Source organism: Tropicimonas sp. IMCC6043, from assembly GCF_004146235.1.
In the GTDB taxonomy this organism is placed as follows: domain Bacteria; phylum Pseudomonadota; class Alphaproteobacteria; order Rhodobacterales; family Rhodobacteraceae; genus Tropicimonas.
Genome location: NZ_SELO01000002.1, coordinates 328,666 through 349,560, shown reverse-complemented (window position 1 = coordinate 349,560; position 20,895 = coordinate 328,666). Strand labels below are relative to the sequence as shown.

19 protein-coding genes and 2 pseudogenes are annotated in these 20,895 nt (G+C 66.8%); 12 read left to right on the top strand and 9 right to left on the bottom strand.

Translation table 11 applies throughout. From position 1 onward, the window contains the following. Positions 1 to 41 precede the first annotated feature (41 nt). From EU800_RS03980 to EU800_RS03965, 4 genes are all read left to right on the top strand, one after another. Positions 42 to 782 (top strand): glucose 1-dehydrogenase, encoded by a 741-nt coding sequence (locus tag EU800_RS03980; RefSeq protein ID WP_129628768.1) that lies wholly within the window; start codon positions 42 to 44, stop codon positions 780 to 782. After that, a complete protein-coding gene (locus tag EU800_RS03975) occupies positions 782 to 1,783 on the top strand; it encodes a P1 family peptidase (RefSeq protein ID WP_129628766.1) in 1,002 nt (333 codons plus the stop codon). Before EU800_RS03980 ends, EU800_RS03975 begins: the two co-directional genes overlap by 1 nt. A 55-nt stretch (positions 1,784 to 1,838) precedes the next feature. Beyond that, positions 1,839 to 2,396: a hypothetical protein gene (locus EU800_RS03970; protein ID WP_129628764.1), complete on the top strand. Its 558-nt coding sequence runs from the start codon at positions 1,839 to 1,841 to the stop codon at positions 2,394 to 2,396. A gap of 138 nt (positions 2,397 to 2,534) precedes the next feature. Then, positions 2,535 to 2,723 carry a hypothetical protein gene (locus EU800_RS03965; protein WP_129628762.1) on the top strand — a complete coding sequence of 63 codons (189 nt, stop codon included), beginning with the start codon at positions 2,535 to 2,537 and terminating at the stop codon, positions 2,721 to 2,723. A 20-nt stretch (positions 2,724 to 2,743) separates the two neighbouring features. Here EU800_RS03965 and EU800_RS03960 read toward each other — a convergent pair whose 3' ends face one another. Then, a complete protein-coding gene (locus tag EU800_RS03960) occupies positions 2,744 to 3,547 on the bottom strand; it encodes an alpha/beta hydrolase (protein ID WP_129628760.1) in 804 nt (267 codons plus the stop codon). A gap of 118 nt (positions 3,548 to 3,665) precedes the next feature. Here EU800_RS03960 and EU800_RS03955 point away from each other — a divergent pair, with 118 nt between their 5' ends. From EU800_RS03955 to EU800_RS03945, 3 genes are all read left to right on the top strand, one after another. Then, positions 3,666 to 5,840, top strand: coding sequence for an esterase-like activity of phytase family protein (locus tag EU800_RS03955; protein ID WP_129628758.1), 2,175 nt, complete (start codon positions 3,666 to 3,668; stop codon positions 5,838 to 5,840). A gap of 189 nt (positions 5,841 to 6,029) precedes the next feature. Next, positions 6,030 to 7,160 carry an alpha-hydroxy acid oxidase gene (locus EU800_RS03950; RefSeq protein ID WP_129628756.1) on the top strand — a complete coding sequence of 377 codons (1,131 nt, stop codon included), beginning with the start codon at positions 6,030 to 6,032 and terminating at the stop codon, positions 7,158 to 7,160. 55 nt (positions 7,161 to 7,215) lie between these two features. Beyond that, positions 7,216 to 7,416, top strand: a complete 201-nt coding sequence (locus tag EU800_RS03945; protein WP_242500397.1) for a hypothetical protein — start codon at positions 7,216 to 7,218, stop codon at positions 7,414 to 7,416. A 45-nt stretch (positions 7,417 to 7,461) separates the two neighbouring features. Here the strand turns inward: EU800_RS03945 and carB are convergent, their stop codons facing one another. Then, positions 7,462 to 10,779 (bottom strand): carbamoyl-phosphate synthase large subunit, encoded by a 3,318-nt coding sequence (gene carB / locus EU800_RS03940; protein ID WP_129628754.1) that lies wholly within the window; start codon positions 10,777 to 10,779, stop codon positions 7,462 to 7,464. A 172-nt stretch (positions 10,780 to 10,951) separates the two neighbouring features. Further along, positions 10,952 to 11,863: pseudogene (locus EU800_RS29080) on the bottom strand (collagen-binding domain-containing protein). A gap of 359 nt (positions 11,864 to 12,222) precedes the next feature. Between EU800_RS29080 and EU800_RS03925 the strand changes: the two are divergent. Next, a complete protein-coding gene (locus EU800_RS03925; protein ID WP_242500396.1) occupies positions 12,223 to 12,897 on the top strand; it encodes a CPBP family intramembrane glutamic endopeptidase in 675 nt (224 codons plus the stop codon). Here EU800_RS03925 and EU800_RS03920 read toward each other — a convergent pair. The 3 genes from EU800_RS03920 to cobD form a co-directional block, all read right to left on the bottom strand. Then, positions 12,867 to 14,138 carry a glycosyltransferase family 87 protein gene (locus EU800_RS03920; RefSeq protein WP_129628748.1) on the bottom strand — a complete coding sequence of 424 codons (1,272 nt, stop codon included), beginning with the start codon at positions 14,136 to 14,138 and terminating at the stop codon, positions 12,867 to 12,869. The genes EU800_RS03925 and EU800_RS03920 overlap by 31 nt on opposite strands. Positions 14,139 to 14,289: 151 nt before the next feature. After that, positions 14,290 to 15,210 carry an adenosylcobinamide-phosphate synthase CbiB gene (gene cbiB / locus EU800_RS03915; RefSeq protein ID WP_129628746.1) on the bottom strand — a complete coding sequence of 307 codons (921 nt, stop codon included), beginning with the start codon at positions 15,208 to 15,210 and terminating at the stop codon, positions 14,290 to 14,292. Then, positions 15,207 to 16,193 carry a threonine-phosphate decarboxylase CobD gene (gene cobD / locus EU800_RS03910; protein WP_129628744.1) on the bottom strand — a complete coding sequence of 329 codons (987 nt, stop codon included), beginning with the start codon at positions 16,191 to 16,193 and terminating at the stop codon, positions 15,207 to 15,209. Before cobD ends, cbiB begins: the two co-directional genes overlap by 4 nt. A 229-nt stretch (positions 16,194 to 16,422) precedes the next feature. On the opposite strand from cobD, the gene EU800_RS03905 reads away from it, so the two are divergent. Together EU800_RS03905 and EU800_RS03900 are read left to right on the top strand one after the other, a co-directional pair. After that, entirely contained in the window at positions 16,423 to 16,896 is a 474-nt protein-coding gene (locus EU800_RS03905) for a papain-like cysteine protease family protein (RefSeq protein WP_165354553.1), read from the top strand. Positions 16,897 to 17,108: 212 nt separating this feature from the next. Beyond that, complete coding sequence (locus EU800_RS03900; protein WP_129628740.1) at positions 17,109 to 17,480, top strand: response regulator; 372 nt, start codon at positions 17,109 to 17,111, stop codon at positions 17,478 to 17,480. Between the two features lie 6 nt (positions 17,481 to 17,486). Here EU800_RS03900 and EU800_RS03895 read toward each other — a convergent pair whose 3' ends face one another. After that, positions 17,487 to 18,488 carry a glutathione S-transferase family protein gene (locus tag EU800_RS03895; RefSeq protein ID WP_129628738.1) on the bottom strand — a complete coding sequence of 334 codons (1,002 nt, stop codon included), beginning with the start codon at positions 18,486 to 18,488 and terminating at the stop codon, positions 17,487 to 17,489. Positions 18,489 to 18,797: 309 nt separating this feature from the next. On the opposite strand from EU800_RS03895, the pseudogene EU800_RS29075 reads away from it, so the two are divergent. Further along, positions 18,798 to 18,935, top strand: a pseudogene (locus tag EU800_RS29075) (DUF1428 family protein); the annotation flags it as partial. Beyond that, positions 18,934 to 19,161, top strand: a complete 228-nt coding sequence (locus EU800_RS27210; protein WP_207209845.1) for a DUF1428 family protein — start codon at positions 18,934 to 18,936, stop codon at positions 19,159 to 19,161. The pseudogene EU800_RS29075 and the gene EU800_RS27210, both read left to right, overlap by 2 nt. A gap of 8 nt (positions 19,162 to 19,169) precedes the next feature. Here EU800_RS27210 and EU800_RS03885 read toward each other — a convergent pair whose 3' ends face one another. Continuing rightward, on the bottom strand, positions 19,170 to 19,709 hold the full coding sequence (locus EU800_RS03885; RefSeq protein ID WP_129628736.1) for a murein L,D-transpeptidase family protein: 540 nt from the start codon (positions 19,707 to 19,709) through the stop codon (positions 19,170 to 19,172). Next, positions 19,709 to 20,878, bottom strand: a complete 1,170-nt coding sequence (locus EU800_RS03880) for a MalY/PatB family protein (protein WP_129628734.1) — start codon at positions 20,876 to 20,878, stop codon at positions 19,709 to 19,711. The genes EU800_RS03885 and EU800_RS03880 overlap by 1 nt, the downstream gene beginning before the upstream one ends. Positions 20,879 to 20,895: the final 17 nt, after the last annotated feature.

Genomic DNA, 20,895 nt, shown 5'->3' with positions numbered 1-20,895 from the left:
CGCCGGTGTCTCCTGCGCCTGCACAGTGGAGGAGACAGGCCATGCGGATGGACGGAAAGACAGCGATCGTGACCGGCGGAGGGTCGGGCTTCGGCGCCGGCATTGCGCGCAAATTTGCCGCCGAGGGCGCGCGCGTCATGGTTGCTGACATCAACGCCGAGGCGGCGGCGGCGGTCGCCAGCGAGATCGGCGGCATCGCGCAGGCGACGGACGTCTCCTCGCGGGAGTCGGTGCAGGAGATGGCCGATGTCGCGATCCGTTCCTTCGGCACAGTCGACATCCTTGTCAACAATGCCGGAATCACGCATCTGCCGGCACCACTCGAGGAGATCAGCGAAGTCGAGTTCGACCGGGTGCTCTCGGTCAACGCCAAGTCGGTCTATCTCACCGCGCTCTACCTGGTGCCGCATATGAAGGACGCGGGAAGCGGCGCGATCCTCAACGTCGCCTCCACGGCCGGCGTCTCGCCGCGGCCTCGGCTCAACTGGTACAACGCCTCCAAGGGCTGGATGATCACCGCCACCGAGACAATGGCGGTCGAACTGGCGCCGTTCGGCATCCGCGTCAACGCCCTCGCACCGGTGGCCGGCGAGACGCCGCTGCTGGCTTCCTTCCTGGGGCAGGACACGCCCGAGATGCGGGCGAAATTCCTCGCCACCATCCCGATCGGCCGCTTCTCGACGCCCGAGGACATGGGCAACGCCGCCTGCTATCTCTGCTCCGACGAGGCCAGCATGGTGACCGGCGCGATACTGCGGGTCGATGGCGGGCGCTGCATCTGATGCAACCGGGCGCGCGTAACCTGATCACCGACGTAGCGGGCCTGAAGGTCGGCAACGCGCGCGACGACACGGTCAGGAGCGGCGTGAGCGTGCTCCTCGGAGACGCACCCTTCACGGCGGCGGTCCATGTTATGGGCGGCGCGCCGGGCACGCGGGAGACCGACCTCCTCGCGCCCGACAAGATCGTGCAGCAGGTCGATGCACTGGTGCTCTCGGGTGGCTCGGCCTTCGGGCTCGACGCGGCGTCGGGAGTGGTCGATGCACTGCGCGCGAAGGGGCGCGGCTTCGATGTCGGCGGCCAGCGCGTGCCCATCGTCCCCGGCGCGATCCTCTTCGACCTGCTCAATGGCGGTGACAAGGGCTGGACCGAGAACCCCTACAAGGCGCTCGGCGCGGCGGCGCTGGCGGCGGCGAGCACGTCATTCGCGCTCGGCAGCGAAGGGGCGGGCACCGGCGCCACGACGCGCAGCCTGAAGGGCGGGCTGGGCTCGGCCTCGCTGGTGCTCGATTGCGGCATCAACGTCGGCGCGCTGGTGGCGGTCAATGCGCTCGGCGACGCCGTCGGCGCGGGGCCGGAATTCTGGGCCGGCGCGTGGGAGTTCGGGGGAGAGTTCGGCGGGCTCGGGCCGGTCCGAGCGCATGACCCGGCCGCCGAGCCGGGCTTCAAGCACGGCCAAGCCACCACCATCGCGATCGTCGCTACCGATGCCGCGCTGACCCAGGCCGAGGCGCAGCGGATGGCGACCGCGGCGCATGACGGCATGGCCCGCGCCCTCGTGCCCTCGCACACGCCCTATGATGGCGACTTGGTCTTTGCTGCCGCCACCGGCGCGCAGCGTATGCCCGACCCGGTGCTGACGCCGATGGCGCTCGGTCATGCTGCCGCGACCTGCCTCGCGCGGGCCATCGCCCGCGGCGTCTTCGCGGCGCGCCCGGCGCCGGGCGATCCCGTCCCCTGCTGGTCGGAGAAATTCGGCGCCGCGGGCACCACCGGCAATTGAGCAGCGTTGCCGGCTCGGCTAGCATGCCGGCGGCCACGTCGTTTCCGGAGTTCCCATGAGTCGTATCGTCCTTGCCGCCGCGCTCGCGCTCGCGACCGTTCCGCTCGCGTCACGGGCGGACGAGGTGCTCGAGACCCTCGATGCGGCGCGCGTGGCCTACGAGGGCGGCAATATCCAGCAGGCGCTCGAAGAGCTGGCCTATGCCCAGCTGCTGATACGCGAGATGAAGACTGCGGGTCTCACCGAATTCCTGCCCAATCCACCCACCGGATGGACCCGCGAGGTCAAGACCGACATGGGCGCGGCAATGGCGATGTTTGGCGGCGGCGTCGGCGCGGAGGCGACCTATGCCAGCGGCAAGGACCGCTTCAATGTGATGCTGATGGCCGACAACGCGATGGTGCAGGGGTTTGCGGGCATGCTGAGCGGCGCCGGCCTGATGATCGGCAAGCGGGTCCAGATCGGTTCGGAGATGTTCATGGACCAGGATGGCGAGCTGACGGGGCTGGTCGACAACCGGATCCTGATCCAAGCCCGCGGCGCGCCGGTCGAGGTGATGCAACCGATCCTCGGACAGATCGATTTCGAGGCGATGGCGGGTTTCGGACGCTGATTTCCTCCGACTGTGATGCGTTTCCGGGGGGCCGTTTCGACGACACAGCGTTTTCCCGCGGGCGACAATCGGCCCAATTTCTGCCGTGATTTCCGCCTAGTTTGGTCACCTGTTCTCCTCACATCAGGCGGGGCCGTGATGCAAATGCTGCCAATGCTACGTTCGATCCTGCGCCATCCGGCACTCTTTGTTTGCGAGTTCTCGAACGAGTTGGTGCGTTCGGTCCGGATCGCCTATGACGAACACCAGATTGCCCGACGTTCGAAGATCCTCGACTGGAACACGTCGCGATCGCAGCGCGCGGGGCGCAGGGCGGTCCGCCGCTAGCACCAGCAACGACGCTTACCTCAGCCTTCGGCCATTGAGAGCAACCTCCCCACCATTGCGCTTTGGGGATCGGCCAGCGGCTCGATCACGTCGAAATGGTGGCTGCCCGCTGTCACCGTCAACTCCGCCTTTGGCCAGGCATCGGCCATGCGGATCGCCTGGTCGACAAAGGCCGGCCGCTCCGCCGCGCCGACCTCGATCTCGACGGCGCAGCGCGGTGCGGGGCAGTTGATCGGGCTCTCGCGCTCCGCCTCGGCCGCGTCGATCCGCAGATCCGCATTTATCGGCAGCATCAGCAGCGGGTTCAGGTCCGCGAGTGGGGAGATCGCCTGGATTCCCGCAATCCGATCAGCGAGCGCATCGGGAAGGCCCGCGTCCGGGCAGACCATCCGCAGCGCGAGTTGCCCGCCCGCGGAATGTCCAGCGATTAGCAGCGGCCCCGCGATCCCGTCTGCAATCACGGGAAGCGCCTGTGCAATCGAACGGGTGATCTCAGAGACCCGCGCCGCCGGGGCAAGCGGGTAGGAGGGAATCGCCACCGCCCATCCGTGCGCGAGCGGGCCGGCGGCCAGGTGCGACCAGTCCTCGCGTCCGCCCATTCGCCAGAAGCCGCCATGCACGAAGATCACCAGGCCACGCGTCTCGGTCTCCGGCAGGAAGAGGTCGAAGCGCTGCCGCGGTTCGGCGCCATAGGGGCGGTCGAGGCGCTGCCGGTCTGCTGGCCAGCGCTCGCGAAAGGCCCGAGCCGCCGCCGGCCACCGGTCGAAATAACCGTGGCCGCCCGGAATGAAATCGGCGTTGTCATAGGCCGTGGGGTCGATCATCCTGCGCCTCCTCCTGCCGGGAGCAGCGAAAATCGCTGCCGATGTCCCGGTTCGTTACGTGACTGTCACGAATTTCCGTCACTTCTCCCCCGTCAATAAACTCGAACAGGGGCAGAAGATGAACCGACTTCTCGCATATTCCTCGGCGCTCGCGCTGATTGCCGGAACGGCGCAGGCCGACATGACATTCAACCGGATCGCATCCTTCGCAACGCCGGACAACATGAGCGAGGGCGCGGACATTTCCGCCGAGACCTCCGCCGAGATCATCGCCGCCACGCCGGACGGCATGACTCTGGTCTATACCGACAGCCCGCTCGGGGCGATCGGCCTTGTCGACATCACCGATCCGGCGCACCCGCAGCCCGGTGGCAACATCGCCATGGACGGCGAGCCGACCTCGGTCGCCATTATCGGCGGCACGGCCTTTGTCGGGGTCAACACCTCCGAGAGCTATACCAATCCCTCGGGCAAGCTCGCGGTGGTCGACATCGCGTCCAAGGACGTCACGGGCACCTGCGACCTCGGCGGTCAGCCGGACTCGATCGCAGCGGCCAAGGACGGCTCCTTCATCGCCGTCGCCATCGAGAACGAGCGCGACGAGGATGCAGGCGACGGCCGCGTTGGCCAGATGCCGGCCGGATACCTGGCGCTGCTCCCGGTCGACGGCGATACCGCCCTTTGTGACGGCTTGACCACAGTCGACCTGACCGGCCTGGCCGAGATCGCCCCTGAGGACCCAGAGCCGGAATTCGTCGACATCAACTCCCTCGGGGAGACCGTCGTCACGATGCAGGAGAACAATCACATTGCCATCGTCGACAAAGACGGCAACGTCACGGCGACTTTCTCCGCCGGTGCCGTTGATCTCGAGAATATCGACGTCGCGGAAGAGGGTGCGCTGACCTTCGACAGTTCACAGATGGGCCGGCTGCGCGAACCCGATGCGGTCAAGTGGCTCGACGACAACCACTTCGTGATCGCCAACGAGGGCGACATGGATGGCGGCGCACGCGGCTGGACGATCTTCGCCAAGGACGGATCGGTGGTCTACGAGGCCGGCACTTCCTTTGAGTATGCCGTGGCCGAGATCGGCCATTACCCGGAGAAGCGTTCGGGCAACAAGGGCGTGGAACCCGAGTCGGTCGAGGTCGCGACCTTCGGCGACACGCCGATGGTCTTCATCGGCGCCGAGCGCGCCTCGGTCGTTGGCGTCTATGACGCGACCGACCCGGCCGCCCCGGTGCTCGAGCAAATCCTGCCCTCGGGTATCGGCCCGGAGGGTTATGTCGCAATCCCCGAGCGGAACCTCCTCGTTTCTGCCAACGAAACCGATCTCGGCCCGGACGGCGGCGTGCGCGCCCATGTGATGATCTTCGAACGCGCCGAGGGCGAGCCGCAATACCCGATGCTGACCTCGAAGGGGATCACTCTGGAGAACGGCGCGCCGGTCGGCTGGGGTGCGATCTCCGGACAGGTGGCCGATGCCGAAGCGCCGGGCATCCTGTATGCTGTGAACGACAGCTTCTACGGCATGCAGCCGACGATCTTCACGATCGACGCGACCGCCAAGCCTGCCAGGATTGTCGAAGCGATCCGCGTGACCCGCGCCGGCCAACCGGCACAGAAGCTCGACATGGAGGGCATCACGCTCGACGGCGCGGGCGGATTCTGGATCGCCTCGGAAGGTCGCACCGATCGCGTCATCCCGCACGCGATCTACAACGTCGACGCCAAGGGCGAGATCAAGAAGGAGATCGGCCTGCCGCCGGAACTGATGGCGAACGAGACACGCTTCGGTTTCGAGGGGATCACCCGGATCGGCAACACGCTCTGGATGGCCGTCCAGCGCGAGTGGAAGGACGATCCGAAGGACCACGTCAAGCTCGTCGCCTACAATCCCGAGAGCAAGGAGTGGGGCGCAGTGCTCTACCCGAAGGTGGCGCCTGAAAAGGGCTGGGTCGGGCTCTCGGAGATCGTGGCGCATGGCGACTGGGTCTATGTCATCGAACGCGACAACCAGATCGGCGAGGCCGCGGTCACCAAGAAAATTTTCCGCATCCCCGCCGCCGAGATGGTCCCTGCTGCGCTCGGCGGCGAGCTACCGGTTGTAAGCAAGGAAGAGGTGCGCGACCTGCTGCCGGACCTTCTTCAGCTTGGCGGCTATGTCCAGGATAAGGTCGAGGGCCTGGCGATCGACGTCAACGGCGAGGCGTTCGTCTCGACCGACAATGACGGTGTCGACGATCATTCCGGCGAAACGCTGTTCTTCTCGATCGGTACGGTCGAGTAACCCGATACGTCAGGACGGATTGGCGGCGCCCGAGGAGACCCGGGCGCCGCAGCCATTTTATTGATAGGGACGCTTCCTCGTCACGATACGCCGCGACTCCCGAGAGGCGTGTCCGGCGCTGCCGATGTCACATTGGCATTCCGTTCCGCCTGCCCTAGACCCGATCCGCCCAATGGCCGGACCAAACGGATGTCTCTGGAAAGCCGCTACCCCTCGATCCCCTATCTCGCCGCCCGCGCGCGTCGACGCGTTCCCTTCTTCGCCTGGGAATATCTTGCCAGCGGCACCGGGCACGAGCGCCTGGTGTCGCGCAACCGCGCCGCGCTCGACGCTGTGGAACTTGTGCCGCGGGTCCTCCGGGGCCGGTTCACGCCGACGCTCGACACAGAACTCTTCGGGCGCCGCTATTCGGTGCCGTTCGGCGCAGCGCCTGTCGGCCTATCCGGCCTGATGTGGCCCGGTTCCGAGCGTGCCATCGCCCGCGCGGCCGCGGACCGGAACTTTCCCTATTCCCTTTCGATGGTCGCCAACGAAGCGCCCGAGACCATCGGGCCGCTGACGGCGGGCAATGGCTGGTTCCAGCTCTATACGCCGGTCGACCCCGAGATCCGCGCCGATATCATCCGACGCGCTTGGGAGAGCGGCTTCGGCACCCTCCTTGTGACCGTCGACGTGCCGGTCGGCTCGCGCCGCGAGCGCCAACTTGTCGCCGGGGTCTCGGTGCCGCCGCAGTTCACGCCACGGACGATCTGGCGCGCCGCGATCCGACCGCGCTGGTCTCTGGAGACGCTCGCGCGCGGGCTGCCCGCCTTCCGGACGCTGGAGCAGTATTTCGACTCCGCGACCTTTGCCGGCGCCGCCCGCTTTGTCGGCAAGGTGGTCGATGGTCGGCCCGACTGGGAGATGCTGGCTGCGATGCGCGACCTCTGGCCGGGCCATTTCGTGGTCAAGGGGATCCTGCATCCCGACGACGCGGTGCGCGCAGTGGAGTTCGGCGCCGACGGAATCGTTGTCTCGAACCATGGCGGACGGCAGTTCGACGCCGCGCCCGCCTCGATCGACGTTCTGCCCGAGATCGCCCGCGCGGTGAACGGGCGGTTGAAGATCCTGTTCGACAGCGGCATCGAGGGCGGGCTCGATGTCCTGCGCGCGCTGTCGCTCGGGGCGGATTTCTGCCTGCTCGGCCGCGCCTTCCTCTATGCCACCGGCGCGCTCGGCGTGGCGGGTCCCGGACATCTCTACGACGTCCTGCGGGCTGACCTGGAGGCCAACATGATCCAGCTCGGCGCGGCGACGCTCGGCGATCTCGGGCCGGCCTGACGGCGCGCCTGGCCGCGAGGTGGCGGCGTATCCGGTTTGCCGGTGGCTCGGAATAGTGAGCGCGGTGAAACGGCTCCAGAGAAACCTGATCGGCATCGAAAGCGCCGAGACGCTGATCTTCTCGGATTTTCAGCGCAACGGCCCAATGTGGTCGGGCGCCGGCCCGCGCGTGGCGATCCGGGGCATTCGCTATTCCGAACCGTTCCGCAGCCTGCGCCAGCGCGAGCTGGCTCGCCATCGGCGAATTGGTGCATGAGGACGACTGGGACGTCGACTGACCCGGCGCCGTCAGCTGCGCGGTTCAGACGTCCTGAAGCGCCCGCACGCCGATCTCGCCCTCGCGGCGGGCCTTCATAGCCAATGCGGCGGCATGGGCGGCGGCGAGGGTGGTGTAATATGGTATCCGGTCCAGCAGCGCCACGGAGCGCATCGAGCGGGAATCCTCGACGGCCTGCGCGCCTTCGGTGGTGTTCATCACCAGGTGGACGCGCCTGTCCTTCATCACGTCAACAATGTTCGGACGGCCCTCGTAGACCTTGTTGACCGTGGCCGCCGGGATGCCGCATTCCTTGAGATAGGCCGCGGTGCCGCGGGTGGCGATGATCTCGAAGCCTAGCTCGTGCAGGGTGCGACCGGTCTCCTCGAGCAAGCCGGTCTTGTCGTCGGGCTTGATCGACAGGAAGACGCAGCCCTCGGTCGGAAGGTCCACCCCCGCGCCCATCTGCGCCTTGAGGAAGGCGCGGTGGAAGTTCTTGTCCGAGCCCATGACCTCGCCGGTCGAGCGCATCTCGGGGCCGAGCAGCGTGTCGACGCCGGGGAAGCGGGCGAAGGGCAGCACGGCCTCCTTGACGGCGAAAGTGTCGATCTGAGGGTCGACGAGTTCGAAACGGTCGAGCGTCTCGCCGGCCATCAGGCGGGCGGCGATGGAGGCGATGGGCGAGCCCACCGCCTTGGCGACGAATGGCACGGTGCGCGAGGCGCGCGGGTTGACCTCGATGAGGTAGACCTCGCCGTCCTTGATCGCGAACTGCACGTTCATCAGGCCCACAACGTTGAGTGCCAGCGCCAGCGCCTCGGTCTGCCGCTTCAACTCGCCGATGATCTCGGGGGAAAGCGAATAGGGCGGCAGCGAGCAGGCGCTGTCGCCGGAATGGACACCCGCCTCCTCGATATGCTGCATGATTCCGGCAACATGGACGCGCTTGCCGTCGCAAAGCGCATCGACATCGATCTCGGTGGCACCCGAGAGGTAGCTGTCGAGCAGCACCGGGCTGGCGCCAGACACCACGACGGCCTCGGAGATGTAGCGTTCGAGTTGGGCGTGGTCGCGGACGATCTCCATCGCCCTTCCGCCGAGCACATAGGAAGGACGGATGACCAGCGGGAAGCCGATCTCGCCGGCGATGGCGAGCGCCGCTTCGTCGGAATCGGCGATGCCGTTATGGGGCTGCTTGAGGCCGAGCTCGTTGACCAGCGCTTGGAAGCGCTCGCGGTCCTCGGCGAGGTCGATCGCGTCGGGCGTGGTGCCGAGGATCGGGATGCCGGCGCGTTCGAGCGCGTTGGCGAGCTTCAGTGGCGTCTGGCCGCCGAACTGGACGATGACGCCGTGGAGCGTGCCCCGCTCCTGCTCGACGCGCAGGATCTCCATCACGTGCTCGAAGGTGAGCGGCTCGAAATAGAGCCGGTCGGAGGTGTCGTAGTCGGTCGACACCGTCTCCGGGTTGCAATTGATCATGATGGTCTCATAGCCCGCGTCGGTCAGCGCGAAACAGGCGTGACAGCAGCAATAGTCGAACTCGATTCCCTGGCCGATCCGGTTCGGGCCGCCGCCGAGGATGACGACCTTCTTGCGATCCGTGGGGCGGGCCTCGCATTCGGAATCGCCCATCGCCGGGGCCTCGTATGTCGAATACATGTAGGGCGTCTGCGCCTCGAACTCGGCAGCGCAGGTGTCGATGCGCTTGAACTGGGCGACGACGCCGAGATTTTCGCGGGCGCGGCGGATATTGGCCTCGTCCCGCCCGGTGAGTTTCGCGAGCCGGGCATCGGTGAAACCCATCATCTTGAGCTGCCGGAGGCCCTCGGCGTCGAGCGGAAGGCCTGCCTTGCGGATCCGCGCCTCGGTGCCGATGATCTCGCGGATCCGGGCGAGGAACCAGGGATCGAAATCGGTGATCTCTCGGATCTCCTCGTCGGAAAAACCGAATCGCATGGCATGGGCGATGACACGGAGCCGGTCCGGCGACTTGAGCGCCAGCGCGCGTGTCACCGCCTTGTCGATCGACATCTGGTCGGTCTCGGTCCGGCCCACAAGGATCTGCGGCACGACCGGGTCGTCGCTCTCGGCGAGCGTCATGTTCTCGTCGCCGGGAAGGCCGTCGATGGCAACCTCGTCGAAGCCGGTGAGGCCGGTCTCCATCGAGGCCAGCGCCTTTTGCAGCGACTCGTGGATCGTGCGGCCGATGGCCATCGCCTCGCCCACGGATTTCATCGCCGTGGTCAGTTCCGGCTTGGAGCCGGGGAACTTTTCGAAGGCGAAGCGCGGGATCTTCGTGACGACGTAGTCGATGGTAGGCTCGAAGCTCGCCGGCGTCACCTTGGTGATATCGTTGTCCAGTTCATCCAGCGTGTAGCCCACGGCGAGCTTGGCGGCGATCTTGGCAATCGGGAAGCCGGTCGCCTTGGAGGCCAGCGCCGAGGAGCGCGACACGCGCGGGTTCATCTCGATCACGACCATACGGCCGTCCTCGGGGTTGATCGCCCATTGCACGTTGGAGCCGCCGGTCTCCACGCCGATCTCGCGCAGAACGGCAATCGAGCCGTTGCGCATGATCTGGTATTCCTTGTCGGTGAGCGTCAGCGCAGGCGCGACGGTGATCGAGTCGCCCGTGTGCACGCCCATCGGGTCCACGTTCTCGATGGAGCAGACGATGATCGCATTGTCCGCCTTGTCGCGGACCACCTCCATCTCGAATTCCTTCCAGCCAAGCAGGCTTTCGTCGATCAGGATCTGGCTGACCGGCGAGGCATCGAGACCGGATTTGCAGTAATATTCGTAGTCGTCCCTGTTATAGGCAACGCCGCCGCCGGTCCCACCAAGGGTAAAGGCCGGGCGGATGATCGCCGGCAGGCCGACATGCTCCAGCGCCTCCATGCACTCCGCCATCGAATTCGCGATCACCGCCTTGGGGTTCTCCAGCCCGATCCGGTCCATCGCCTCGCGGAAGAGCTTGCGGTCCTCGGCCATCTCGATCGCCGACCGGTTGGCACCGATGAGCTCGACCCCGAACTTGTGCAGGACGCCCATATCGGCCAGCGCGAGGGAAGTGTTGAGGCCAGTCTGCCCTCCCATCGTCGGCAGGAGCGCGTCGGGGCGCTCTTTCTCGATGATCTTGGCCACCACCTCCGGTGTGATCGGCTCAATATAGGTGGCGTCGGCCAGCCCCGGATCGGTCATGATCGTTGCCGGGTTGGAGTTCACCAGGATCACCCGGTAGCCCTCCTCGCGCAGCGCCTTGCAGGCCTGCGCCCCGGAATAGTCGAACTCGCAGGCCTGTCCGATCACGATGGGCCCGGCGCCGATGATCATGATGGACGAGATGTCGGTGCGCTTGGGCATGGGGCTCTCCGGGCAGCGGATATGGTCGGGCAAATCGCCTGCGTTATAGTCACCGCCCGTGGGGGCGCAAGCCCTGCCGCGCGTCGGGCGGAAATTGCACCCCTGCGCGGTCGTCCGAAATAGGAACGGGCCCCATGAGGGCCCGTTTCCGACATCAGAGCTGTTCTGCGGGTCAGCCGCGGCGGCGGAGGCCCGCAAGAGCGAACGCGCTGCCCAGCAGGAGGAGACCAGCGGGGAGCGGAACCGCGGGCGTGTCGTCCGGGAAATCCGGCAGAGCACCGGCATATCCCGTTTGCTGGTCGTCATAAGGACGCAGTTCGCCCCTCTGGATCATCGAGCCGACCACGAATGTGCCGAAAGCACCGCCCTGCGGTGTCGTCACTTCGGCGAAGGGCGCGAGCACCGACGCCCCGAAATTGCCCCAGGGGGTTACGAAGTCGATCGTGTTGGCCTCGTAGAAGTTGAACAGAACGCGTGAGGCGACGGCGTCATCCACGGTGTTCATCCGGATATCCGCATCGATATCGGTTCCCGCCACGTTGATGATGAGCGATACGCCGGTATCGAGGGCGAATCCGATATCGCCCGTGGCGCCGGGGTTTTCGAACAGCGCCATCATCTCCGACTGGGTCAGGTTCAGCACCGCGATCGAGTCATCGCCGGCACCTCAGGTGAAGAGCGGGTTCCAGGGATTGCTCAGGTCGAGCGCGGCGCCGGCAGTGGTGTCCAGCCCGGCAAGGTTGCCGGACAGGGCCTGGAACACCCTGGTCATTTCGGCCAAGGGAATGCCATCGACATTGTCATGGACCGTTGCGGTTCCGGCCAAGCCGGTGTGGCTGCCGCCAAGGACGACATCGCCGCGTTGTGCGCCATCGATATCGGCGCTGGTGCTTCCGCCGATGATGAGGGTCCCAGTGGCCGAGCCGACCGTGATCGGCGCCAAGCCGTCCTGGTTGGCGGCGTAGGAGCCGGGAACCGAGATCAGGTCGCCGCCGATATAGGCCGGACCTTCGAGGTGGTTCGCACCATCGGCGCTGCTTTCGGTTGTGAGGTCGCCGAGCGCGATCACCGAGGTGCCGCGCATCAGCGCGAGCGGGTCGATCGGGGCGGCGAGGGCGCCCATGGGTGCAAGGGCAAACAGCGCGACGGCGCAGGTTCCAAGAATTCGCATCGTTTCAATCCGTTAAGGACACGCCGCGGCAGGAACGGCGTCGGTTTGGATTGGGTCGTCTCAATCAAGTCTGCGGTCTCAGGCGCCGCACGAAGGTGGGCGATCCGTTAATAATCCGGACCGCCACGGACAATCCGTGACGTCGCGACAGCCTGCGCTAGCTTTTCGCAAGGTCATTCCGGCCGTCGGTCCGATGCTGATGGGCCGGGATCATTGCAATCGGCGCCGATCTGCCGATAGTCCGGCAAGGGCCGGTCAGAAGGAGATGTGGGGTGCAGCGGACAATGGTCAGGGAACCGGCCCCGCCATCGACGATGCGTTTGTGGGCGGAATTCCTCGGCTTCTTCGTGGCCGCACCCCTGGCGATGGCGCTGCTGGTCCCGCCGCGCTGGATGTTCCCGGCGCTCTTCGCGGTGACGGCATTCGGAATCGTGCTTCTCCATCTCACCGCCAGCTTTCGCTGGCGCGACCTTGCCGTGGGGATCGGGCGAACCGATCTGCGTCTCGTCGCAGGCATTTTCGCGCTTGTCCTGGCCTTCGGCGCGGCGCTGCTTGCGGCGACGCGCCCCGGGGCGCTCTTCGCGCTGCCTCGCTATGAGCCCGCGCTGATGGCGATGATCTTCGTGCTCTATCCGCTGGTGTCGGCGCTGCCGCAGGAGATCGTCTACCGCGCGCTCTTCTTCCGCCGATACGCGCCGATCCTGACGCGGAGTCCGCGCGCAGCGCTCCTGCTCAATGCCGGTCTCTTCTCGCTGGCGCACCTGATGTACTGGTCCTGGCTGGTGCTGGTCATGACCTTCCTCGGCGGCATGGCCTTTGCCTGGGCCTACGAGGTGCGCCGCTCCTTTCCGCTCGCCTGGCTAATGCATGCGGCGGCGGGAAATGCGATCTTCCTCGCGGGACTCGGGCTCTACTTCTATTCCGGCAACGTGGTCCGGCCTTTCTGAGCGGCAGGCTGAAGCGCGAAGGCGATCAACAGGGCCAGCATCGCGGCGAAGCCGAGCGCCGGCATTGCCGCCGGCGGCATCAGGAGGAGCGCGCGGTTAACCTGAATGAGCGGGATCGAAACCGGAAGCAGGATGGCCAGCAGCAGCGCCGCGCCACGTCGCGGCCCGTAGCTGGCGAGCAGACCGGGTGCAAAGGCCAGCGGTGCGAGGAAATAGTAGCACCACGCGAGCGGGATCAGCAGCGAGAAACCGATGAGCGCAACCGGCCAGAGTGTGTGGGGTAGTCGCTCCTGTGGCAGGCGGCTGGCGCGGCGCCAGAGAAGGACGATGCCGGTGACGAGCAGCACGCGTGTGGCGATGGTCCAGGCAGGCGGCTTGGCGAACACCTGCCAGCCTCCGTTGGCACCTTCGGCGAGGCTCGCGACGGGGATTGTCGTCATCCAGGCATCGGGCAGCAGGTTGGCGAGAACGGTGTCGAGGCCGTAGGCGGCGGGAATCCGGATCGCGGTGCCGGCGATGCTGGCCACTCCGGCAAGGAACTCGGAATGCAGCGGCCAGCCGGCCAGCCAGACCGAGGCTGCGGCAAGGCCCGCGCCGGTGACGAGGAAGGCGGCGAAGGCGCGGCGCTGCCCGCGCGCAAGCAGGATGGGTGCGAAAAGCAGCGGGTAGAGCTTGATCGCCGCGGCGAGCGCGAGTGCGGCGCCGGAAGCGATCTGGGCATCGGCGCGGCTGCGCTCGATCGCGAGAACCAGCAGGAAGGCCACGAGGATCTGCGGCTGGTTCTGTTGCACCGCAAGTGCGCCGATAGAGGTGGCGTAGAAGAGGATCTGACCTGTCAGGATAAAGTCGGTCGCCCGGAGCCCTGGCCGAAATGCGCGCCAGGCTAGCCAGCTCGTCGCCAGAAGCGCGAGCGGCGCGAGCAACGTGGCGAGCGTCTCCAATGTGGCGAAACTAAGCCAGTGCGTGAGCGGCCGGACAAGTGCGGCCCAGATCGGCGGGTAGAGATAAGGATAGACCGCGCCCTCATGCCCAATCGCCGCCGCCACCGCGAGCCACGCCTCCTCTGGCGGGCGCATGGTGAAGACCTCGCCCGCCGGGGCGTAGACGAGATCGGGCCGCTCTGCCGCCAGCGCGCTCGCGGCGAGCCAGAGGGCGAGCATGTCCTCCGAAGCGCGCGGCGCTGTCAGGATCGGCAGGGCGACGGCGAGCGCGGCGAGGGCGAGCAGGACGAGGTATCTCATCGGGGCGAAACCAGTGTCGGGGCAGCCGGCCGCGGGCCGGATTTTTGGGGGAAGCCTATCCGCTCGGTTGCGCCGCGTCTCGCCGGCCGGCGCGGCAGAGGCAGGACGGTTGCCCGGCAGTCACAGCAGACTCCCGCCGGCGCCAATCCGGTCAGCTCAGCAGAAGGATCAGCCCGGTCGCCAGAGCAAGGCCGACCCAACTGCGCCAGAGCGCCGTCACCGCCCGGTCGACGCTGCGAGCGTCTGGAAAACGGTCGCCCGTCGGGTGGATGTACGGGAAATCACGCTGCGCGCCGTCATAGCTGCGCGGCCCCGAGAGCGCCGTGTCGAGGCAACGCGCCATCGCGGCCTCGGGCCAGCCGGCATTGGGCGAGCGGTGCTGGCGGGCCTCCCGTGCCACTGCGGCCCATCCCCGGGGTTCGCCGTGAGAGAGCAGGATCAGCGCCCCGGTGAGCCGTGCCGGGATCCAGTTCATCACGTCGTCGAGCCGTGCCGCCGCCCAGCCAAAGGCCTCGTGGCGCGGCGTCCGGTGGCCGATCATACTGTCGGCAGTGTTAACCAGCTTGTAGGCGAGGACGCCCGGCAGGCCGCCGACAAGGAACCAGACGGCTGGTGCGACGACACCGTCGGAGAGGTTCTCTGCCGCGCTCTCGATCGCGGCGCGGGCCACGGCGGGTTCGTCCATGCCATCGGTGTCGCGACCGACGATCATCGATACCGCGCGCCGTCCTGCCTCCAGGCTCTGCCGAAGCCCCGCTGCCACCGCTGCGACATGCTCGACCAGCGAACGCTGCGCCAGCAGGATCGCCACCAGGACGATGTCGGCCAGGCGCCCCGGCAGCAGGGCCTGGATCGCCCATCCGAGCGCGATCGCGACGGAGGTGAGACCGGCCAGCGCGAGAGCCCCGCGCAGCCGGCGCTGTCCGCCGCGGTTGAAGCGGCGGTCGGCCCAACCGATGGCGCGGCCCATCAGCACCGCCGGATGCGGAAGGCGCGACCAGAGCCAAGCCGGCTCGCCGAGGGCGGCGTCGAGCAGCAGCGCGAGGAGCAGGATCTCCGGCGCGGCGCTCATGTCAACGCCGCGTCGAGCCGGCGCCAACCTGCCGCGTCGCCGGGCAGGCCGAGGCGGAGCCAGTGCTCCGAATAGGGAAAGCGACGGGTCCAGATATGGCTGCGGGCGAGGCGTTCCTGGAGCGCGGTCGCGTCCTCGGCGCGAAAGAGGCGGAAGAGCGATGTGCCGCCGAGTTTTTCGACGCCGGCCGCCGCCAGAAGCGCGTCGAGGCGGGCGGCATCCCGCGCGAGGCGCGTGCGTGTCGCTTCGGCCCAGTCGCGGTCGCAGAGCGCCGCGGCGCCGATTTCCAGCGCCGGCCCGGAGACCGCCCAGGGCCCGATCATCTCGCGCAGCGGCGCGATCAGTTCCGGCGGGCCGATGACGAAGCCCAGGCGTAGCCCCGCAAGCCCCCAGAACTTTCCAAAGCTCTTGAGCACAAGCGTGCGCGGCCTCAGCGCGGCGAGCCTCAGAAGGCTGTCCGCCGGCGTGGTGTCGCAAAAGCTCTCGTCGAGCACGAGCAGACCATCTTCGGGCAGCGCCTCCTCTGTCCAGAGTCGGCCGTCGGGGTTGTTGGGATGCACGAGAACGGTGGCGACGGGCCGCGCCTCGGGCTCTGCCTGGACACGCCGGCCCGCAGCGCGGAAGGCGGCGGCGTGTTCGTTGTAGGTGGGCTCGGGAATATGCACTGGCCCGGACGCGTCGAGCAGTGCCGGCATGCGGGCGATCGACGCGGAGGCGCCGGGGGTGGGCAGGATCTCGAGCGCCGCGGGGACCGACCAGAACCGCCGGGCGGCGGCGACCAGCCGGGCCTCGGCATCGCGGTCGGGCAGCGCTGTCCACGCGTCCTGCGGCAGCGCCGGAAGCGGGTAGGGCACCGGGTTGATGCCCGTCGAGAGGTCCAGCCAGTCCGTCCGGGTGCCACCCCAGCGGGCGCGGGCGGCGTCGACTCCGCCGCCATGATCCCGCCCGTCGCGCGCGGTTCCCGCTGCAGAAGCCTCGTCCATGACCCTTCCTGTCCGTGGTGCCGCGGTGACGGCAATGCCCCGGCCTTGTGTCGGGTTTCACAGCGGAAGTGAAGTGGTCAACAGGTCCGGAAGCCGGCCTGCGGCGTTGCCGCTTGGCCGTGCACAGCCGGACAGGGACAGGCATTTGTTGATCGGTACTGCCCGAATCGGCAGACTATGCCTGCGCATCACGATCCAATTTAGACAAAAATCATCAGGGAACAGGCTCATGTCCGAAATTCGCTTGAATGTTCCGCTTCTCGCACAATCGCGGACGATGTCCTGCTGGTATGCGGCGGTCTGCATGGTCAACTATTACTGGGAGGCGGGGCCACGGCTCGGGCTCCCCCGGGTTTTCGAGGCCAATTCCGGGATTTCGCCGGCGCAACACCGGGAGCTTGCCCGGAACGAAAATCTCGCTCAGTTGAACTCCGCATCGCACGAGTTCACGGCAAGTTCCCTGATCGCGACGGTTCGGCAATACGGTCCGATCTGGGCCGATGGCGACTGGTATGGCGTCGCGCATATTATCGTGGTCACGGGGGCCAGCACCGAGGGTGACGGCGGAGGGACTGTCTTCCTGAACGACCCGGATGGCGGCGTGGCGCGCGAGGGAACGATCGAATGGTTCAACCGCGAGCGCTGGCGCGGCGGCATGATGGTCCGGGACCCGCGGTCGCGCGGATCCCACACGCCGCACTAGGATGCGGTCCGGGAGCCGGGGGTGCCGAACCGGTTCCCGTCGGCTTCCGTGTTCTGTGACTCCGCGAGCGAGGGCGCAAAGTGCCCGCCCCGAACGGTCCGTGCGACGGAGGGCTGGGCCCCGCCCGGCGGAACGTTGCGTTTACGATTCGTTAACGCTTTCGGCGCAGGAAGGCTGTCACGAGTGTCGGAGAGGGCCGGCGCGGAGGCGTCATGCAAGTATTGATCGTCGAAAGCAACCAAGACCTCGGATGGCTCTGGAAGCGTCATCTGGAGCGCCAGGGGTGCCTTGTCACGCTGGCGCACGGTCAGACGGATGCCACCGCGGTTCTGCATGAAACCGACATTCGCGTCATCATCCTCGACATCCAGCTAGAAGAGGGCAGCGCCCTGGCCGTGGCCGATTTCGCCTCCTACCGCCGACCGGAGGCGAAGGTGATTTTTGTCACCGACACAAGCTTCTTCTCGGATGGGTCTATCTTTGCCATCGCCGCCAATGCCTATGCTTACCTGCCGACGGGCACGCCGCCAGAGGATCTGGCGGCGATGGTCGAGTATCACGGCGCGGCGGCGTCGCCGGGGTGAGCCGCCCTAGGCCGCCGGCCGTTTGCGGTTGAGTTCCTCGCGCCCGTGCGGGCTTTCCCAATCGATACGGGGAGCGATTGGCACCACGCGGGTCGGGTTGATGACGTCGTGGCTGTAGTAGTAGTGCTGCCGGATATGCTCGAAGTTCACCGTCGCGGCGACCCCCGGCCACTGGTAGAGCTCCCGCGTGTAGGCAAAGAGATTGGGCATGTCGGCAAGCCGGTTGCGGGCGCATTTGAAATGCCCGTGATAGACCGTGTCGAAGCGCACCAGCGTCGTGAAGGCGCGCCAGTCGGCCTCGGTGGTGCGGTCTCCGGCGAGGAAGCGCTGGCGGGACAGACGGTCTTCCATCCAGTCGAGCGTCTCGAAGACATCGGCCACCGCGGCATCGTAGGCATGCTGGCGGGTGGCGAAGCCGGCGCGATAGACGCCGTTGTTGAGCCCTGCATAGACGCGCTCGTTGATGGCGTCGACCTCCCCCGCGCGATCGGCCGGGAGCAGGTCGAGCCGGTTTCCAGTCAGGGTGTCGAACGCGCTGCCAAACATGCGGATGATCTCTGCGCTCTCGTTCGAGACGATCCGTTCCTGCGCCTTGTCCCAGAGCACCGGGACGGTCACGCGTCCGGTCATGTCCGGTGTGTCGCGCAAGTAGACGTCCCGCAGGAAGGGCAGGCCATACAAGTGGTCGCCGGTCGCGCCCGGGAAATCCGTGTCGAAGCTCCAGCCCTCCGAGAGCATGTGCGGGTGAACCACCGAGACCGAGATGTGGTCTTCGAGCCCCTTCAGGCTACGATAGATCAGCGTGCGATGCGCCCAGGGGCAGGCATAGGAGACATAGAGGTGGTAGCGGCCGCTCTCGGCCGCAAAACCGCCTTCGCCGGTTGGTCCGGGCGCGCCGTCGGTCGTGATCCAGTTTCGGAAACCCGCTTCGCTGCGCTTGAAGGCGCCGCCGGTCTTTTCCGTGTCATACCATTTGTCTTGCCAGTTGCCGTCAATCAGAAGGCCCATATCGCGTGTCTCCTCGTGTTCCTGACAACAGATGGGTCATGCGAGGGCTTTGGGAAACAGGCGTGAGCGCAGGCCGGATCGCGGATTTTTGCACATGATGCTTTCGGCCTCTGCGCATCTGGTGCCTTCACGGCGCCGCGTCGAACGTCTGCGCCAGAAGCGTCTGACAGATCGTCCCCGAGGCTCTGCCGCGGCCCATGTATTCGGGCGGTGGTGCCGCGGTTGGGGCCGCGCTCATGGAAATGGCGAAGATCGACATTGCAGCGCTGGAGGCCGACGCGTCGGCCGCTCCCGAAGAGGAGGTTTGAGATGGCCTACGTAACCGGTTTCGTCGCCGCCGTATCGACGGATGCGAAGGATGCCAACATCGCGCATTGCCAGGAGAGGGCGCCGATTTTCCGGGCGCACGGGGCAACCCGCGTCCTCGAAATCCCGGGGCACGAATGTGCCGCCGGGAAAGGTCACCTCCTTTCCGCAGGCGGTGAAAAGCGAGCCGCACGAGACGGTCGTGACCGGGATCGTCGAATGGCCGTCGAAGGCCGTGCACGACGCCGGCATGCCGAAGGTTGGCGAGGCGATGATGGCCGGATTCAAGGATGGCACCCTGCGGGAACCGCCTTTCGACGGAATCCGGATAGTCATGGGCGAGTTCGAGGTGCTGCTCGACGCCTGAACGCGCGTTCAGGGCAGGATCTCGACCTCGGTCCCGAGCGGTGTGTGGCGGAACAGTTCCTCGATCTCTGCATTGGTCAGCGCCACGCAGCCTTCTGTCCAGTCGCCAGGGAGCTTCATGTAATCCGGCAGCCGGTTCGGCTGGCCGTGGATGAAGATGTCGCCGCCGGGGCTGACGCCGAGGGCAGCGGCCTCGGCGCGGTCCTCGGCCCGCGGATAATCGATACCGAGAGAAAGGTGGAAACGGCTCTGCGTATTGCGCCTGTCGACGCGGTAGCCCCCCTCCGGCGTCCGCCCGTCGCCCTGTTGTTCCTTGTCGCCCTCAGGCGCGAAGCCGAGGGAGATGGAATAGCGCTTGAGGATCTCTCCGTCCCGATAGACCGCCATCGTCCGCTTGCCCTTTTCGATGACGATCCGGTCGACCTGCTCGGTCAACTCCCGCGGCGGCGTCATGTCCCAGGGCTCGTAATGGTGCCAGAGAGTCGCCCCGAGAAGGCCGGCCGGCGCGAGGAACGCCGCCGTCAGCCAGCCGGGGGCAAGAAGGCCCATCACTGAAGGTCTGCGAAGGCGGCAGCGAGCCGGTCCATCGCCTCCTCGACCCGGCTTCGCGGGGTCGCGAAATTGAACCGCAGGAAGCTCTCGCCGCCGGCACCGAAGGTCGGACCGCGGTTGATGGCGATGCGCGCGTCCTGCTCGACCCGGCGGGTAAACTCCTCCCGCTCCATGCCGGTACCGGCGAAATCGACCCAGGCGAGATAGGTCGCTTCGAGCGGCATCGAGGCGAGGCCCGGAATCTCCGCCACCGCTCCGTCGAAGAGCTTGCGGTTGCCGTCGAGATACGAGACGAGCGCATCGACCCACTGAGCGCCCTCGGGCGTATAGGCGGCCGTCGTCATGGCGATGCCGAAGCTGTTCGGCGAGATGGAGAGCGCCGAGATGCGCGCGGCAAACGCCTTGCGCAGCTCCGGATCGGAGATGATGACATTGCCTGTCTCCGTGCCCGCGATGTTGAAGGTCTTGGAGGCGGAGGTCATCATCACCAGCCGGTCGGAGATATCCGGAAGTGTCGCCATCGGGACATGGACCGCGCCGGGGAAGACGAGGTCGTGATGGATTTCGTCCGAGATCAGGATGAGGTCGTGACGGTGCACGAAGGCCGCGACACCCTCCAACTCCTCGCGGGTCCAGACCCGGCCGCCCGGATTGTGCGGTGAGCAGAGGATCAGAATTTTTTCGCGGCCGGTCATCTGCGCGTCCCAGGCGTCGAAATCCATTTCGTACCGGCCGGACACGGTTTTCAGCGGACACTCGACCACCTCCCGGCCCGCGGCCCGGATCACCCGGCCGAAGGCGTGGTAAACCGGCGTCATCAGAACCACACCGTCGCCCGGCGCGGTCCAGGTGTCGACGCAGAGCGCAACGCCGTTGACCAGCCCGTGGGTGGCGAAGATCGAGCCGGGATCGACTTCCCAGCCATGCCGCGCCTTCATCCACCAGCAGATGGCCGCATAATACTCGGTGCGCGCGCCCCAATAACCATAGACCCCGTGCGCGGCCATGTCCTCGACCGCCTTCTGAACCGAATGCGGCGGGCGGAAATCCATGTCGGCCACCCACATGGCAATGCCATCCTTGGCCGGCACGCCGAAATTGGGCTCCATCATGTCCCATTTCGCGGAATGGGTTCCGAACCGGTCGATGATCTCGTCGAAGGACATGACGTATTCCCTGTGTT